This is a genomic window from Streptomyces sp. NPDC002845, from assembly GCF_053591955.1.
In genome coordinates, this window is sequence record NZ_JBSFUU010000007.1 from 132,137 (window position 1) to 147,004 (window position 14,868).

Below are 14,868 nucleotides of genomic sequence, written 5' to 3' on the forward strand. Positions count from 1 at the left end.
GGCACAGCCCACCCGCGCCCAACCGACTCACCCCGTCGGCCCCGGCGTGGCCCCTTCTTCTGGAGGTTCGTGTGCTCGGACGTGCCCTGAAACAACGCCTGGCCGCTCTGGCAGCGGCCCTCCTCGTTCCCGCCGTGGCCCTGGGAGCCTCCGGCCCCACGGCGGATTCCGCCGGTGAGCCCGGCCGGGGCCGCGCGGCCCCTGTCGTCCGGACGGACAGCGGCCCGGTCCGCGGGGTCACGGCCGACCGGGCCGACCGGTTCCTGGGTCTGCCGTACGCGGCACCACCCGTACGGGAGTTGAGGTTCGCCCCGCCCGCCGAGCCGGCGTCCTGGAAGGGCGTCCGGCAGGCGGACCGCCAGTCACCCGCCTGTCCGCAGTTCCAGCCCTCCGGCGTGCGCGAGGAGCAGGCGGTCAGCGAGGACTGCCTCTACCTCGACCTCTACCGCCCGAGCGGCACCCGGTCCGGCGCCCGGCTGCCCGTGATGGTGTGGTTCCACGGCGGAGCCAACACCCAGGGCACCGGCGTCATCTACGGCGGCGGCACCATGGCGGCCAAGACCGGCGTCATCGTCGTCTCCGTCAACTACCGCCTGGGCGCGCTCGGTTTCCTCGCCCACCCGGCGCTGAGCGCCGTCACCCCGGGCGGATCCGGCAACTACGCCCGGATGGACCAGGTGGCGTCCCTGCAGTGGGTCCGGGACAACATCGCCCGTTTCGGCGGCGATCCCGGCAACGTCACCGTCTACGGCCAGTCGGCCGGCGGCGGCGCCGTGTGCGGCCTGATGGCCATGCCGTCCGCGCGCGGCCTGTTCGACAAGGCCGTGGTGCAGAGTTCCCAGTGCCTCCAGTCCCCCACGACACTCGCCGAGGGCGAGCAGAGCGGTGTCGGGTTCGCCGAGTCCGTCGGCTGCACGGACGAGGCCGACGTCGTCTCCTGCCTCCGCAAGGCATGGCCGGGCACACTGATCGCGCACCAGAGCGACTACCTGGGCGGCTCCAAGGTCGGTGGCTCCTTGATGCCGAAGTCCTTCGAGGAGGCCTTCACGGACGGCAGCTGGAACGCCGTACCGGTGATGACCGGCAACACCCGCTCCGAGAACCGTCTCGCCTCCGACTCGCTCGCCGACCTCACCGCCGAGGGCTACGAGAAGCTGGTCCGTGAGACCTACGGCGACCGGGCCGAGCGCGTCCTGCGGTTGTACCCACTGGAGAAGTTCACGAGCCCGTGGAACGCCATCACCCAGGTACGGACGGACGCCCAGCGCGCCTGCCCCAACCAGCGGGCCGCGCAGCTGATCTCCAGCAAGGGCACCGTCTACCGCTACGAGTTCAACGACCCCACCTCGCCGACGCTGTACGGCTTCACCATCCCCGGCAAGGACATGTCCAACGCGCACAGCGCCGAACTCGCCTACCTCTTCGACTTCACCCTCGGCGAGCGCCCCCTGACCGCCCGGCAGGAGAAGCTGTCCGACCAGATGATGCGCTACTGGGGTGCCTTCGCCCACAGCGGCGCCCCGAAGACCAAAGGTGAGCCCGACTGGCCGCGCTACAACGGCGGCTCCGACTGGCCGGTCCTGCAACTGCGCACCGCCGGAGCCAGCAAGGTGATCACCACGTACGCGGCCGACCACCACTGCGACTTCTGGCTCGGCTGACACCGGTTCGCCCGGCCCACCCTTCCCGGCACGCCCGCACTCCCGCACTCCCGCACGCAGAAAGCACGTAGAAGTCCTGACGAGCTCGGGCGAGTTCAACGGACTCGGGGCAACACCTGTTCTCCGAAGGTCCTCAGCGCGCATTCGAGTTGCGGGAGGCTGCCACGGTTGGCCAGCCACATCCGGCGGACGCCCGAGTCCGCGAGATCCGAGATGCGCCGGATCCAGTCCGCCGGATTCCCCGCCATTCCCCATCGGGTCATGGCGAACTCGGTGAGCCCGAGGCGTTCCATGAGGAGTTCGTTGGTCCCGCCGGGCCGCTGGTGATCGGCGAGGGCGTACTGCCGTACGTATTCCCGGACGGCGTCGTGGTGGCGTTCGGGAACCAGCCGACCCTCGACACCCCTTCGCATGCTGTGGTGCAGGATCGAGGCGAGCGAAGGGCGTACCCGGTTCCAAGCGGCCTCCCGGTCGATGTCGAGGACGCTGCGGACGGTGAACCACGGCTCGGCACCGGCGGTGTCCCGGCCGCGTCGGCGTGCGCCACGCTCGACCTGCTCCAGCGACCACGTGACGACCTCGGGCGTGAGTCCGGTCCCGATGGAGACCGCGTCACCGATCGCTCCGGCGAGTTCCAGCATGCGCGGGCCCTCGGCGCCGACCGAGATGCGCACGGGACGGCGTTTGTCCCCGAAGGCGCGGATGTCGCGTCCCCCGAAGCGTCCGTGCCCGGTCGCCAGGACATCGCGGACGCAGGTGACGTACTCTTCCAGCCGGGCCCGGGTCGCCGGGCCGCGGCCGACACTGCGCACGGCGGAGTCGCCCGTGGCGATCTCCATGAAGGCGTGGCCCTCGGTCATGGCGTCGATCGTGGCGAGGAACGCCGCAGTGATCTGCGGGTCGCGGGTCCAGGGGTTGGTCGGGCGCATGCCGACATACGTCCGTGTGGTGCCGAGCGCCAGGAGGGTGACCCGGGCCGCCGCCTCGTTCAGGCGGAAGCCGGTGTCACCGACTCCGATCGAGTGCAGGCCGAAGTCGTCCGCCATCCGGGCCAGCTCGATCAGTCGATGGGCGTGCCGGCGGGTGAAGACGGGTTCGACGACCGTGAACTGCATCGCGAACTGGAGTGTTCCGCCCATCCTCAGCTCGCCTCGCGGGGCACCAGCACCACACCGTCCTCGTCCACATGAACCGTGTCCCCGGGCGTGAACACGACCTCGCCGAAACACACCGGCTCTCCCGATGTGCCGGTACCGGCCTTGCCGCTGCGGCGCGGGTTCGACCCCAGGGCGGCCACTCCGAAGTCGGTCTCGCGCAGCCGGGCCACGTCACGCACCGCGCCGTGGACGATGACACCGGACCAGCCGTTGTCCCTCGCCAGGCATGCCAGGACATCGCCGAGGAGGGCGGTGCGCAGCGAGGCCGCACCGTCGATCACCAACACCCGGCCGTGCCCGGGCCGCGACAGTGCCGTGCGCACGAGCACGTTGTCCTCACAGCAGCGCACGGTGTCGATCACCCCGCCGAACCGGACCCGGCCGCCGTAGGTGTGCAGGGGGACCGTGCAGGTGCGGGCCGTGCCCTCCAGCCTGTCGTAGACGTCCGCCGTGGCTTCGTCCGTCATCGTCGGGCCCCTTCGTCCGGCGTAGGCCGCGGGTGCGGCAGCCTCATGTGCCGGCTGAGCACCGAACGGGCCGTGCGTACGTCGACGACGGCGAGGCCCGGGCGCAGCGCCGCCTCCGCGAGGGTGTGGGCGTGGGGAGTGTCGACGGTCGAGGAGCGGGCGCCGAACGCGGCCGCGAGCGTGGCGAGACCGGGCGGCGGCACGATGGCGGCCCCGGCGTCGCCGCCTTCTCTCCTGAGCCGCTGGTACTCGGTGCCGAGGGCCTGGTCGTTGAGGACGAACACGGTCAGATCCGCTCCGGCCCGCGCCGCCGTGTCCAGCTCCTGGATGTGCATCATGAACGCGGCGTCCCCCTCGAAGACGACGGTTTTGCGGTCCGGGGAACCCAGAGCCACGCCGACGGCCGTCGTGAGCGCCTGTCCGATGGACCCGAAGCCCTGCGCGGCGAAGAAACGGCCCCGTGCGGGCACGGTGAGGAACGCCGCGGCGAAGCCCGAGCAGTGCCCGTTGCTGATGACCACGGTGGTGTCCTCGGGGATGTGCTCGCTGATCTCCGCGACCGTACGCCGGGGATCGACGGTGCCGTCGGGGACGGGAGGGGAGAAGTCGCGCAGGTCCTCCAACCAGCAGTCGGCGGACGGGCCGACCGGATCGAACCACTGCTGCCGAGTGCCGGTCGCGGGCCTGGTCAGGGACAGCACGTGCTTCAGCGTACCCGCCGCGTCTCCGCGGAGCGTCTCCGTCTTGCCCGCCTCAGGTGCGTCCTTTCCCGTCCCGGGTACGTCGTCGACGACCTTGACGATGTGCGCGTCCGCGAACAGGCGCGTCGACTGCGTGGTGCTGCGGCCCATGGAGGCACCGACGGCCACGACCAGATCCGCGCGGCGCAGCACGCGTTCGGCCGCCGGGTGGGCCAGACCTCCGGCGATGCCCAGATCCAGAAGGTGCCCGTCGAACAGCCCCTTGGCGGGCAGTGTCGTCGCCAGCCCGGCGCCGAAGTGGTCCGCGAGCGCCCGCATCAGATCCGGCGCGGCGCCGTCCCTCGCGCCTCGGCCCGCGATCAGTACGGGCCGTGCCGCATCGGTCAGGAGTTGGCCGAGCCGTTCGGCCGCGGCGAGGTCGTCACCGGCCGTGGGTGCCGCGCGCGGCCGGTACGCCGAGTCTTTCTCGGCCCGTCCGGTTACGGGAGAGGTGAGAAGGTCGGCCCCCACGCCGAGGACGACCGGCCTCGACTCGGCCTGCGCGAGGGCGATGACCTCGGCGAGGACGTCCGCCGGGTGCTCCCCCGGTGTCATGGTGCGGTAGACCGCCTCGCACGAGGCGACGAAGGACGCCTGGTCGAAGGTCTGGGCCCCTTGGTAGCCGGTCGGTGTCTCGGCCGCGAAGACGACGAGCGGCGACCGGTTGCGGGCCGCCACCAGCAGCGAGGTCGCCACATGGCTGAGACCCGGACCATGGGTGACCGAGCAGATGCCGGTGCGGCCCGAGGACCAGCCGTATCCTTCGGCCATCGCCACCGCGGCGCTCTCGTGCCGTACCTCGACCACACGAACGCCCCGGTCTTCGAGCGCGATGGACAGGTGCATGTTGCCGTCGCCCATGAGTCCGAAGACATGCGTGCACCCGGTCAGCGCCACGGCGTCGGCGAACTCCTGGGCATGGGTGCGGACTTCGGTTCCGGCGGACTCGTTCGCCTCGCTCAAGAAGACTCCTTCCGCGGTCCGGAAGTCCGCAGCGAATGCTCCGAGAAGAAGGGGAGGACCTTTTCCTCGAACCGCTCGGGGATACGATTGCCGTGATTCCCTGGATACACCTCGAACGTGTGCGGCACGCCGTACGAGGTCAGGATGCGGTCGAACTCGGTGAGATTGGCGGCGATGTTCGTGTCCTGATCACCGACGTCGAACGCGATGCGCTGCTTCCTCAGGTTGTTGATGTACTGGTCGACCATGGCCAGTGGCCGGTTGGCGGTCATCCGCGCGATCACCGACGCCTGGAGTTCACCGTTCTTGACCGGAGAGTCGTAATAGAGGGGCGGGTTGGCGGGGTTGGGCGCCCAGGATGCCGCCGCGGCGACCGCGGTCCTGATGTTGGCGGGAATCTGGGTGTAGTCGTCGGGACGCTCCTTGAAGGCTTCGAACGCCGCCATCTCCTCCGGAGTGTCCGGGATGTTGCTCGTGGGGGAAATGCAGCACGAACTCAGGATGTAGAGGGCCGAGAAGACGTCGGGGTGCTTCATGCCGATCCTCATCGCGCCGTAGCCGCCCATGGAGTGGCCCGCGAGCCCTCGTGCCTTCGCCCGCGGAATGGTGCGGAAACGCTTGTCGACATACGACACCAACTCACGCGAGATGAAGCTCTCCCAGTCCCCGGTGGTCGCCCCGCTGGAGTAGTTGCTGCCGCCGTACACGGTCATCGCGTTCGGGGTGACGACGATCATCTCTCGTGCGGTGCCGGCCCTGATCGTGCGATCGGCGATGGTGGGGATGTGTGTCGACGCCCCGGCGCCGAAGTAGCTCAGATCGGTGTTCGTGAACCCGTGCAGCATGTACAGGACCGGGTATCGCCGATGGGGGTTCGACTTGTAGGAGGGAGGCAGGTAGACCGAGACGTCACGGTCCGGTGAGTCCCCCGCCAGGTTCCCTTCCAGCGACTTCGCGTGCACTCGAAGACGCAGCACGGTGCCGTTCGTGTCCCGAGCAGCGCGGACAACGGAAATATCCTGTTCAGGACTTGCGCTCGGCGGAGATGCCGCGCCCAGGGACATCACGACGAGAATTCCGGCCAGCGATGCCGCGGCGGTCCGTTTCCTGACGACTTTTCTCTGCCCTGTCGGTCTCAATGCCTCACTCCTTCCGGCTTCCCGCCATGGTCGGAAGCGCGGGGGAAGAAGTGCAATGCCGCGCGCGAAAGCATTCGTGATCGGCCGATAAGGTCAACGCCGTCCGCGTGGCAGATATCTGCGTACATGAGGCGGCAGCATGGCGGCGGCCGCCCCCGCGAGGACGGCGAGTGCCACGCACGCCGCGGACAGCGAGAGCGCACCGGCCAGCGCGGCGATGACGAACGGCGCCACGGAGGGCCCGAGTTCCGTCGTCAGCCGCCATGAGCCGAGGAAGGGGGCGGGTGCTCGCGGGTCGGCGAGATCCGACCCCATGGTGGCGACGACGCCACCGCTCCAGCCGTTGGCCATGGCCATCAGCGTGGTGCAGGCCAGGAACCACCACAGGCCGGCGGGCAGTTGGGGGGCCAGCGCGAGGCCGAGATGGGAGACCGCGAAGGCCATGAGGGCCGGTACGGCGACCGCGAGCCGTCCCCAGCGGTCGGTCACGACTCCGCCCAGGTAGAACAGGGAGAAGTCGAGCCCGGCGGCGATGCCCACGACGAGGGTGATGGTCACCTCGTCCAGGCCCACGGCGGCACCGACGAGCGGGACGAGGATGCGCCTGGTGGCGCGCATCGTACTGACGACCGAGACGGTCAGACCGAGCGTCAGCAGAACGTTCCGGCGCTCCCAGATGGTGTGGAGGACCCTCGGACGCGCCCCGATGTCGTCCTCGCCCGTCTCACCCTCGGGAAAGGGGGCCAGGGCGACGATGACGGCCAGGAGGGCGGACGTCGCCACGACGACGAGGAAGCCGCCCCGGACGTCGCCCGTGAGCCGGATGGCGCCGGCCGCGAGGAGCGGGCCGGCGAACAGCCCCAGCCGAGTGGCCCCGGCCAGGGCGGAGAGCGAGCGCCCCCGCACCTCGACGGGTACCGCCACGGTGACCCACGTATGGCGGGCCGTGATGAAGACGGCCACACCGCTCCCGATCAGCAGGGCACCGGACGCAAGGGCCCACAGGGATGAGGCGAGGTGGGCCACCAGGCCGCCGGCGCCCGTGACCGCCGTGGACCCGAGCATGACGGACCGCTCCCCGAACCGGGAGACGAGCCATCCGGCCGGCAACGCCAGCACCAGCTGCCCGACGGTGAGCATGGCGGCGACCACGGCCGCGGCGGCCGAGGACTCGGTCAGCCGCATCCCCGCCAGCAGGGTGACGGGCACCGCCGCACCCTGACCGGCGCCGTGGAGGACGTTGGGGATCAGCGCGGTCGGCAGCAGATCCCGCCAGGGAACGGTCGGCCGTGGCGCGTCCATCGGGCTCCTCTGAGGAGGGATGCGAGTGCGGTACAGGTCGTCGCGTCCGCACCGTTCCGCACGCGCGGTACTTACGTGTACTGTCCCTCACGTCGATGACTGCGGACAATATTGTCGACGATCTCTGGAGTCGACCAGAGGGCACGGACCGTCCGCCCCCGCTCGGACGATAAGACCAGCCTTATCAGTCGAGTAGAAACCCGACGCTTACCGGCCCCGACGCACAGCCCTACTGTTTCTGGCGGGTTACGGGCACCTGCGGCTTTCCCCCTGGCTATAACCCGGAGTTGGAGGCTGGTCAGCATGAAACTCAGAAGCGTACTCATCGGGATCGCGGCCGCGAGTTCCCTCCTGTTGGCGGGCTGCGGCGGCTCCGGGAGCGGCAGCGCCGAGAACCTGCCGAAGAACGCGGCCGAAGCGGACGGAATGGACGCCTTGGTGGCGAAGGCGAAGGAGGAGGGCGAGGTCAGTCTGTACGCCGCCACCACGGAAAAGTCGACCACCGCCTGGGTGAAGCATTTCGAGAAGAAGTACGGCATACAGGTCAAGCTCTACCGGGACGGCAGCACCACCCTCTTCCAGAAATGGGCCCAGGAAGTGAACGGCGGTGTCGACAACGCCGACATCGTCATCCAGAACGTGTACCAGCTCTGGCAGGACGCCAAGGACGAGGGCTGGATCACGGACTACAAGACCGAGAACTACAGCGGTTACGACTTCGCCGAGGTCCTGCCGGGCACCGGGCTCGCGGGGTTCGTCTACCCCTTGCACCAGAGCATCGGGGCGGTGGCATGGAACACGGAGGTCACCACGCCCGAGCAGCGGACACTGCTGCGCCAGGACCCCGTGGCGGCTCTGGCCGATCCCGCGTTCAAGGGCCGGATCGCGCTCGGCGACACCGGCGGCGCGACCACGGCGGGCAACTACGCCAACGTCGTCCTCCACCAGGCCGACACCTACGGGTGGAAGTGGCTGGAAGGCGTCGCCGGCAACGATCCGGCTCTCTTCGAGAGTCAGATCCCCATCGCCGAGCAACTGGTGAAGGGCGAGTACGCGGCGACGTTCGGCACCGACACCCTGTACAACGCCTACATCGCCGACGGTGCTCCCATCGAATACGCATACCCCGAGCCCACCAACGCCGCCCTCTGGATGATCGGGCTGCCGACGACGACACCCCACCCGTACGCCGCCCGCCTGTTCATGGAATGGGCGACGTCCGACGAGGGCCACGACCTCATGGCCACCTACGGCTCGGGCACCGGCACCCGGACCGGATGGGTGGACCAGCGCGACATAGCCAAGGAACCGTGGTACGCGAAGCCCGAGATCTGGTATGGCATGGCCACCCAACCCGAGTTGCAGGGCGACGGTTTCGCCGACTTCGTCAGCGAGGTCAACGCCACCCTCGGCAGGTGATCAGCCGCGGCCTTCCCGGCGACAGGAGGAAGACATGGCGTTCCCGAATGGCAACTGGCGCCACACCAGCCGCCAGAGGCTCATCGCGGGCCTGACGTTCGACCAGCTGTTCACCTTCCAGACCCTCGCTCGCGCCGGGTCCTTCCGGGCCGCGGCCGCTGAGCTGGCGCTCACCCAGCCCGCCGTGTCCCAGCGGATACGCCACCTCGAACGCCTGCTGGGCTGCACCCTGCTCGAACGCCGGCACGGGGCGCGGTCCGAGCTGACGGCCGCCGGGCGGGAGCTGCTCGGCTTCGCGGAGGAGGTGCTGACGCGCACCGACCGGTTCCACCACCGGCTGGAGCGGATGAAGGACCTCCCGGAGAACTCGACCCTCACGGTCGTCAGCGACTCCGACCACATCAAGCACCTGCTCGTCGAGGCCGTCATGGCCATGAAAGAGACGGCACCGTCCGTCCGCGTCGTCATCAAGCACGAGCCGTCGCGGCAGGCGTGCACACAAGTCCTGTCCGACGGCCGCGCCGACCTGGGCATCTGCCGCCATCCGGCGCCGAGCGAGTTTCCGGCTCTCGGAACGATAGAGGAGCGGATGTACCTCTACGCCCGGCCTGAGGACCGTATCCACTCGCTGCCGGAGTCCGATCGGATCGACTGTCTCGCACACGCGGACTTCGCGACCTTCGCGGACGGGATGCGCACGCGTCAGCTGGTGGAACGCTGGGCCGAGAAGGTCGGCGTCTCGCTGCACGTCGTTCTCGAATCACGCGGCCTGGAGGCGATGCGTACCTACGTCACATCGGGGCTGGCCCTGGCCGTCCTCCCGGAGTTCTGCGTGCGGGAGGACCTGCGCGCCGGACTCCTGCGGGCCGTGGCCGCACCGGGTCTTCCCCTCCTGCGGGGCGCGGTCATCCTGACCCCGCCCGATCGTGAGGTTCCCCAGGCCGCCCGGGTGTTCCTCGGCATGCTGCCGGCCAAGGTCGGGTCCTCACTGAACCCGGCGTCCCGCACCGCGGCGCCGTCCCTCGTCTGAACCGGACCGGACCTGCCGGGGTCAGCCGCCGAGCACCTCGGTCGGCACTCCGGCGGAGACACCTGCGTCCGTGGCCGCCTCCCCGTCGCCGTCCCCGCGCGGCCCGGCGTCGTCGGCGGGGAACCAGGTCAGGTTCTCCGGCGTCACGAGCAGGGTCTGCTCGGCTCCGATCCGCGGGGGCCGGGAGGTCGGTCCGGTGACGGCCTGGACGCGCAGCCGGTGCTGTCCGGCTTCGTAGGTACGCTCGAAATGGTCGCCGAGGAACTCACTGGAGACGAGGCGGGCCCTGAACTCGTTGCCGTCGAGTGTCGTCGGAATCGGACCCGTTTCCCTCGACACCCGCGCCCATTCCGGGCGGAAGACGACAGAGATCGCGTCACCCGCGGCAGGGCAGTCGGCCGCCGTGACGCGGGCGACATCGAGCACCGTGTCCGGCCCGAGCGTGGGGACCCGTACCGAGAAGGTGCGGGTTCCAACTCCGGCGACGACACCCGGGACGACGTTGGCCTCGCCGACGAACGTCGCCACGAACCCGTTGGCGGGCCGGTGGTAGAGCTCCCAGGGGTCGCCGACCTGCTGGATGACACCGTGGTTCATCACGACCACGCGATCGGACATCGACAGCGCTTCGGACTGGTCGTGCGTCACGTAGAGCACCGTGACACCGGTCCTGCGCTGGATCTGCCGGATCTCGTCACGCATCCGGGCCCGGAGCCGGGCGTCGAGATTGCTCAGCGGCTCGTCCATGAGGACCAGGCTGGGCTCGGTCGCCAACGCGCGTGCGAGGGCGACGCGTTGTTGTTGTCCGCCGCTGAGGTCGGTCGCGTGGCGACCGGTGAACTCCGCCAGCCCGACCAGCTCCAGCATCTGCCGGGCCCTGGCACGCGCCTGAGCCCTCGGCACCTTCTTCGCCCTGAGGCCGTACATGACGTTCTCCAGAGTCGTCATGTGCGGCCACACGGCGTAGGACTGGAAGACCATGTTGATGTCCCGCTTGTGCGGCGGAATGTTGACGTCCGAGGAGTACAGCCGCCTGCCGCCCAGGGCTATGTGCCCGGATTTCGGGGTGTGCAGGCCGGCGACACAGCGCAGCGTCGTCGTCTTCCCGCATCCGCTGGGACCCAGGAGGGTGACGAACTCGGACCGGCCGATCTCCAGGCTGACGTCCGAAACCGCCGTCGTGCTGCCGTAGTCGGCGAAGAGCCCCTTCACCGCCAGGCCGTGGTCCGGCGACGGGTTCCGGTGCGGCGCGTCCATCGATCTGTTCACCTCGTTCGTGTCTCTCTGCGGCGTTGTCCGCACCGGTCAGGCGCGGTGGTGCAGCTTGCCGGGCCGGAGCAGGGCCCGCATGACGACGATCCACGCGATCATGAGAGCGGTCTCCAGGAGCCCGACGACGGCGGCGGCGGGCAACGACGCCTGCTGGGCGTAGTTGAAGGACAGGATGGACAGCAGCATGGTGTCCGGCGTGTAGAGCAGGATCGCGGTGTTGATCTCACGGACCGTGAAGAGGAAGACCATGATCACGCCGGCGGCTATCGACGGCCGCATCAGTGGCAGCAGGATGGTGCGCAGCATGCGGGTCTGACCCGCCCCGCACATCCGCGACGCCTCCTCCAGGGACTTGTCGATCTGCGCGAAGCCGTTGCCCGTCACTCGGGTCGCGTGCGGCAGGTACGACGCCACATAGGCCACCACCATGATCGTGAGCGAGCCGTAGAGCGGCGTGCCGAGGTACAGGGCGAACACTCCGGTGGCGAAGACGATCCCCGGAACGGCCAGCGGCGACATGGCGACGGAGTTCAGCAGGCCGGAACCCCTGTGCCGGACCCGCTCCGTCACGTACGAGGTCAGGATGCCCACGGCCACCGCCCCGAGGGCCGTCGCGACGGACACCACCACCGTGTTGCCCAGCGCGTTCTTCAGTTCGGGTGTGGTCAGCACGTCCCTGACGACCTGGGTGGTGGGGTGGATCTCGTCCAGATTGGTCGAGGTGCTGAAGGCGCGCAGGGACAGGGCGGCGTACGGCAGCACGGTGGTGACGAGGGCGTACAGGACGAGGAGGAGAACCACGGCGTACTTGGTCCTGCCCAGGCGTATCCGCTTCCTGTTCTGCGACTTGCCCGTGACGGTGACGTACTTCGACGACTGCCGCAGACCGCGCTGGTACAGCCACAGGCCGAGCACGCTGAGCAGCACCAGCATCGTGCCCAGGGCGGCGGCGAGGGCGTAGTCGCTCGGGTAGCCGTTCGTGGCGCGGTAGACCGTCACGGCCAGGGGCTGGAAGGACATCTTTGCGCCCAGGAGCGCCGGAACGGAGAACATGCCGGTGGCGCTGATGGTGACGAACATGACCGACGAGAGCGTCGCGTGGCGGACGGCCGGCAGGGAGATGCGCAGCGCCGTCTGCAGGGTGCCCCGCCCGTTGATCTGTGACGCCTCCTCCAGGCTCGCGTCCATGTTCTGCAGGCTTCCGGACACCAGCAGGTAGCCGTACGGCACGTAGTGCAGTGCCAGGATGATGATCAGCCATTCGAACGTCATGACGTTGACCGACATCCAGCCCGGCAGGCCGATGTCCCGCGCGAGCTGGTTCAGCAGGCCGGTGCGCGGTGCGCCCAGTTCCAGGAAGGCCAGCGCGCCGATGAACGGCGACAGGAACAGCGGCGCGATCACGACGACCTCGAAGAACCGTCTCATCGGCACGTCGGTGCGGGCCAGGACCCAGGCCAGCGCGCCGCCCAGGGCCGTGGCGAGGACGCCGCACGCCACCGACATGGCCATGGTCTCGGCCAGGACCCGCCAGATCCGGGCGGAGCCGTACGAGTTGGCCAGGGCGTCGAGCGTGAAGGTGGACAACGGGTTGCGGGGGTCTTCCGAAACGGCGCGAACGAACACCAGCGCGGTGGGAAGAAAGACCAGGACGGCGAGGAGCAGGATGACGAGAGCCATGAGAGCCCGAGGACCCCACTGAGCCTTGGCCGGTGTCCTGGTCTCACGGGGCCGGGAGGTGTCCGGCTGAGTCAGCGTCACCATGTGCTCGCACCTCCTCCCTCGGGGATGTCCGTCGCCGATGGCGTGGGCTCGCGACCGACCACCGGCACAACGTGCGCCTCATCCGCGGAACCTCCGGGTCCGTGATCGTGCGGTGTCAGTCCCCGAGCCGCAGTCTGCCCACGCGCCCGTCGATCTCAAGCGTCGTGTCGTACTCGGCGGACAGATGCTGGTACCGCTCCAGCACGCGGGCGCCGTTGACCTGGTCCGCGATCAGTGGCCGGCCTTCGGTCAGGGGGTGCTGCGCCGACTTCCCGGTGCCACGGGTGATCTTCGCTTCCTTGGAGACCTCGCGGCCGAGTTCGACGGGGTGGAGCGTGACGTCGGTGAGCCGGTGATCGGTGAACTGCACGTCGATGACGGCCGAACTCCACCACGTGGTGGAGGGGGTGTCGAGCCCCGGGTGCAGGGGGTGGACGTCGGGGGTGAGGGTCGGCAGGGCGTCGACGTCATGCCCCCAGGTCTCATAGCTGTCGTACGGGACACGCTCCAGGAACTCCGACTGGGCGAAGAAGTTGCCCAGACCGTAGAAGATGGGCTTGCCGCGGTAGATCTCGACGCCCAGCGTCTTGTGCCAGCCGTGGCCGAGGAAGATGTCCGCCCCGGCCTCGATGGCGCGATGGGCGAACTCCCGGACGAAGCGCGGCGGGCGGTCGCCGCGCGGCCCCTCGGAGATGTTGAAGTGATGGGCGACCATGACCAGGTCGGCCATCGCGGCCGCCGACCGGATCGACCGCAGGTTCCCCTCCAGGTCGCCGCGGTGGCACTCGGTGAGGATCCCGTACGTGTCGCCCTCGCGGAAGACCATCTCGCCGGCGGCCGACTGTCCGCCCGGCAGGTTGTACTGGAACTCGTCCGCCGTGAGCGTCCGGCCTGTCCTGCCCGGCTTGCAGTCCTTGCTCGTCCGCAGGATGTTCAGCCGGTCCGCCACCGACCTCAGGTGCCGCGCGGCGTCCGGCGGTACCAGGTAGGTCGTCGTGACCCGGAGCGGGTTGATGCCCGGCCGGCCAGGCATGGTCTCCTTGGGGCGGCCCGCCCACTCGTGCGGCCGATTGCCAGAAGTCGTCGAGATCAGCGCCATCCGGCCCCGGGGAGTCTCGACGAAGGCGGGAGTCCGCGCCTCGTCCAGGTCCCGGCCCGTGCCCGCGCCCGCCAGGCCCGCGCCCCGAAGGGCCTCCGTCGTCGACAACAGACCTCGCGCGCCGAAGTCCAGACTGTGGTTGTTCGCCGTCGACATCACATCCACGCCGAGCCAGCGCAATTCCCGTGCGATGCCGGGATCGGCCAGCATGTAACTGCCGAACCAGTCGCCGCGGCCCGGGTGGACTTCCGAAAAGCGCCCGAAGTTCATCTCCAGATGCGCATACGCGACATCGGCCCTGTCGAACAGCTCGCGAATACCCAGGAATTCACTCTCGGAGTGCATCGAGAACGGCCGGGTCACCATGCACTCGCCGGCAATCGCGACCGACCAGTCGACGGTGTGGGGCATATGACCTGCACTTCCTTCCGAAATGCTGGACGCAGCCGCTCGCGGCCACGTGGCGACACCCTCTGGTCATCAGGTTTTCGCCAGGCTAGGTCGGCGCCGGCACCCCCGAGAAGTCCACAGTTCCTACTCCACTTATCAGCGATAGTTATCACCTTTTCCTCGCGGAGGAGGATATGCTCGGCACGCATATTGTCGACCGTTCTGCGTGCGGTCTCGTCCATGGCGTCACGAGCGGCCACGCCGACGCGTTCCTCGGTCTGCGGTACGCGACGCCGCCCGTACGGGAGTTGAGGTTCGCGCCGCCCGCCGCCCCGGCGTCCTGGAAGGGAATCCGGCAGGCGGACCGCCAGGCACCCGCCTGTCTGCAGTTACAGTCCTCCGGCGTGCGCGAGGAGCGAGCGGTCAGTGACGGCTGCCTCTGCTTCGACCTCTACCGTCCCCGCG

The 14,868-nt window shown here is 69.3% G+C and carries 11 protein-coding genes and 1 pseudogene; 4 read left to right on the forward strand and 8 right to left on the reverse strand.

Features of this window, described 5'->3' with window-relative positions; genetic code table 11:
• Positions 1-71 precede the first annotated feature (71 nt).
• Entirely contained in the window at positions 72-1,661 is a 1,590-nt protein-coding gene (locus tag ACWD3C_RS07270) for a carboxylesterase/lipase family protein (RefSeq protein WP_451141002.1), read from the forward strand.
• Positions 1,662-1,756: 95 nt separating this feature from the next.
• Here the strand turns inward: ACWD3C_RS07270 and ACWD3C_RS07275 are convergent, their stop codons facing one another.
• The 5 genes from ACWD3C_RS07275 to ACWD3C_RS07295 form a co-directional block, all read right to left on the reverse strand.
• Positions 1,757-2,800, reverse strand: a complete 1,044-nt coding sequence (locus ACWD3C_RS07275) for an LLM class flavin-dependent oxidoreductase (protein ID WP_451141004.1) — start codon at positions 2,798-2,800, stop codon at positions 1,757-1,759.
• Between the two features lie 2 nt (positions 2,801-2,802).
• A complete protein-coding gene (gene rraA / locus ACWD3C_RS07280; protein WP_451141006.1) occupies positions 2,803-3,285 on the reverse strand; it encodes a ribonuclease E activity regulator RraA in 483 nt (160 codons plus the stop codon).
• Positions 3,282-4,988, reverse strand: coding sequence for a thiamine pyrophosphate-binding protein (locus tag ACWD3C_RS07285; protein WP_451141008.1), 1,707 nt, complete (start codon positions 4,986-4,988; stop codon positions 3,282-3,284). Before ACWD3C_RS07285 ends, rraA begins: the two co-directional genes overlap by 4 nt.
• Complete coding sequence (locus ACWD3C_RS07290; protein WP_451141010.1) at positions 4,985-5,965, reverse strand: alpha/beta hydrolase; 981 nt, start codon at positions 5,963-5,965, stop codon at positions 4,985-4,987. The genes ACWD3C_RS07285 and ACWD3C_RS07290 overlap by 4 nt, the downstream gene beginning before the upstream one ends.
• Before the next feature lie 255 nt (positions 5,966-6,220).
• The gene (locus ACWD3C_RS07295; protein WP_451141012.1) at positions 6,221-7,429 is read right to left on the reverse strand and encodes an MFS transporter; all 1,209 of its coding nucleotides are present in this window, start codon (positions 7,427-7,429) and stop codon (positions 6,221-6,223) included.
• Positions 7,430-7,732: 303 nt separating this feature from the next.
• Between ACWD3C_RS07295 and ACWD3C_RS07300 the strand changes: the two genes are divergently transcribed.
• Positions 7,733-8,848, forward strand: coding sequence for an ABC transporter substrate-binding protein (locus ACWD3C_RS07300; RefSeq protein ID WP_451141014.1), 1,116 nt, complete (start codon positions 7,733-7,735; stop codon positions 8,846-8,848).
• A 34-nt stretch (positions 8,849-8,882) separates the two neighbouring features.
• Positions 8,883-9,878, forward strand: a complete 996-nt coding sequence (locus tag ACWD3C_RS07305) for a LysR family transcriptional regulator (RefSeq protein ID WP_451141016.1) — start codon at positions 8,883-8,885, stop codon at positions 9,876-9,878.
• Between the two features lie 21 nt (positions 9,879-9,899).
• On the opposite strand, the gene ACWD3C_RS07310 is transcribed toward ACWD3C_RS07305, so the two are convergent.
• The 3 genes from ACWD3C_RS07310 to ACWD3C_RS07320 form a co-directional block, all read right to left on the reverse strand.
• Positions 9,900-11,135, reverse strand: a complete 1,236-nt coding sequence (locus tag ACWD3C_RS07310; protein ID WP_451141018.1) for an ABC transporter ATP-binding protein — start codon at positions 11,133-11,135, stop codon at positions 9,900-9,902.
• A gap of 48 nt (positions 11,136-11,183) precedes the next feature.
• Positions 11,184-12,914, reverse strand: a complete 1,731-nt coding sequence (locus ACWD3C_RS07315; RefSeq protein WP_451141020.1) for an ABC transporter permease — start codon at positions 12,912-12,914, stop codon at positions 11,184-11,186.
• 115 nt (positions 12,915-13,029) lie between these two features.
• On the reverse strand, positions 13,030-14,424 hold the full coding sequence (locus tag ACWD3C_RS07320) for a CapA family protein (protein ID WP_451141022.1): 1,395 nt from the start codon (positions 14,422-14,424) through the stop codon (positions 13,030-13,032).
• A 173-nt stretch (positions 14,425-14,597) separates the two neighbouring features.
• On the opposite strand from ACWD3C_RS07320, the pseudogene ACWD3C_RS07325 reads away from it, so the two are divergent.
• Positions 14,598-14,861 (forward strand): annotated as a pseudogene (locus tag ACWD3C_RS07325) (carboxylesterase family protein); the annotation flags it as partial.
• Positions 14,862-14,868: the final 7 nt, after the last annotated feature.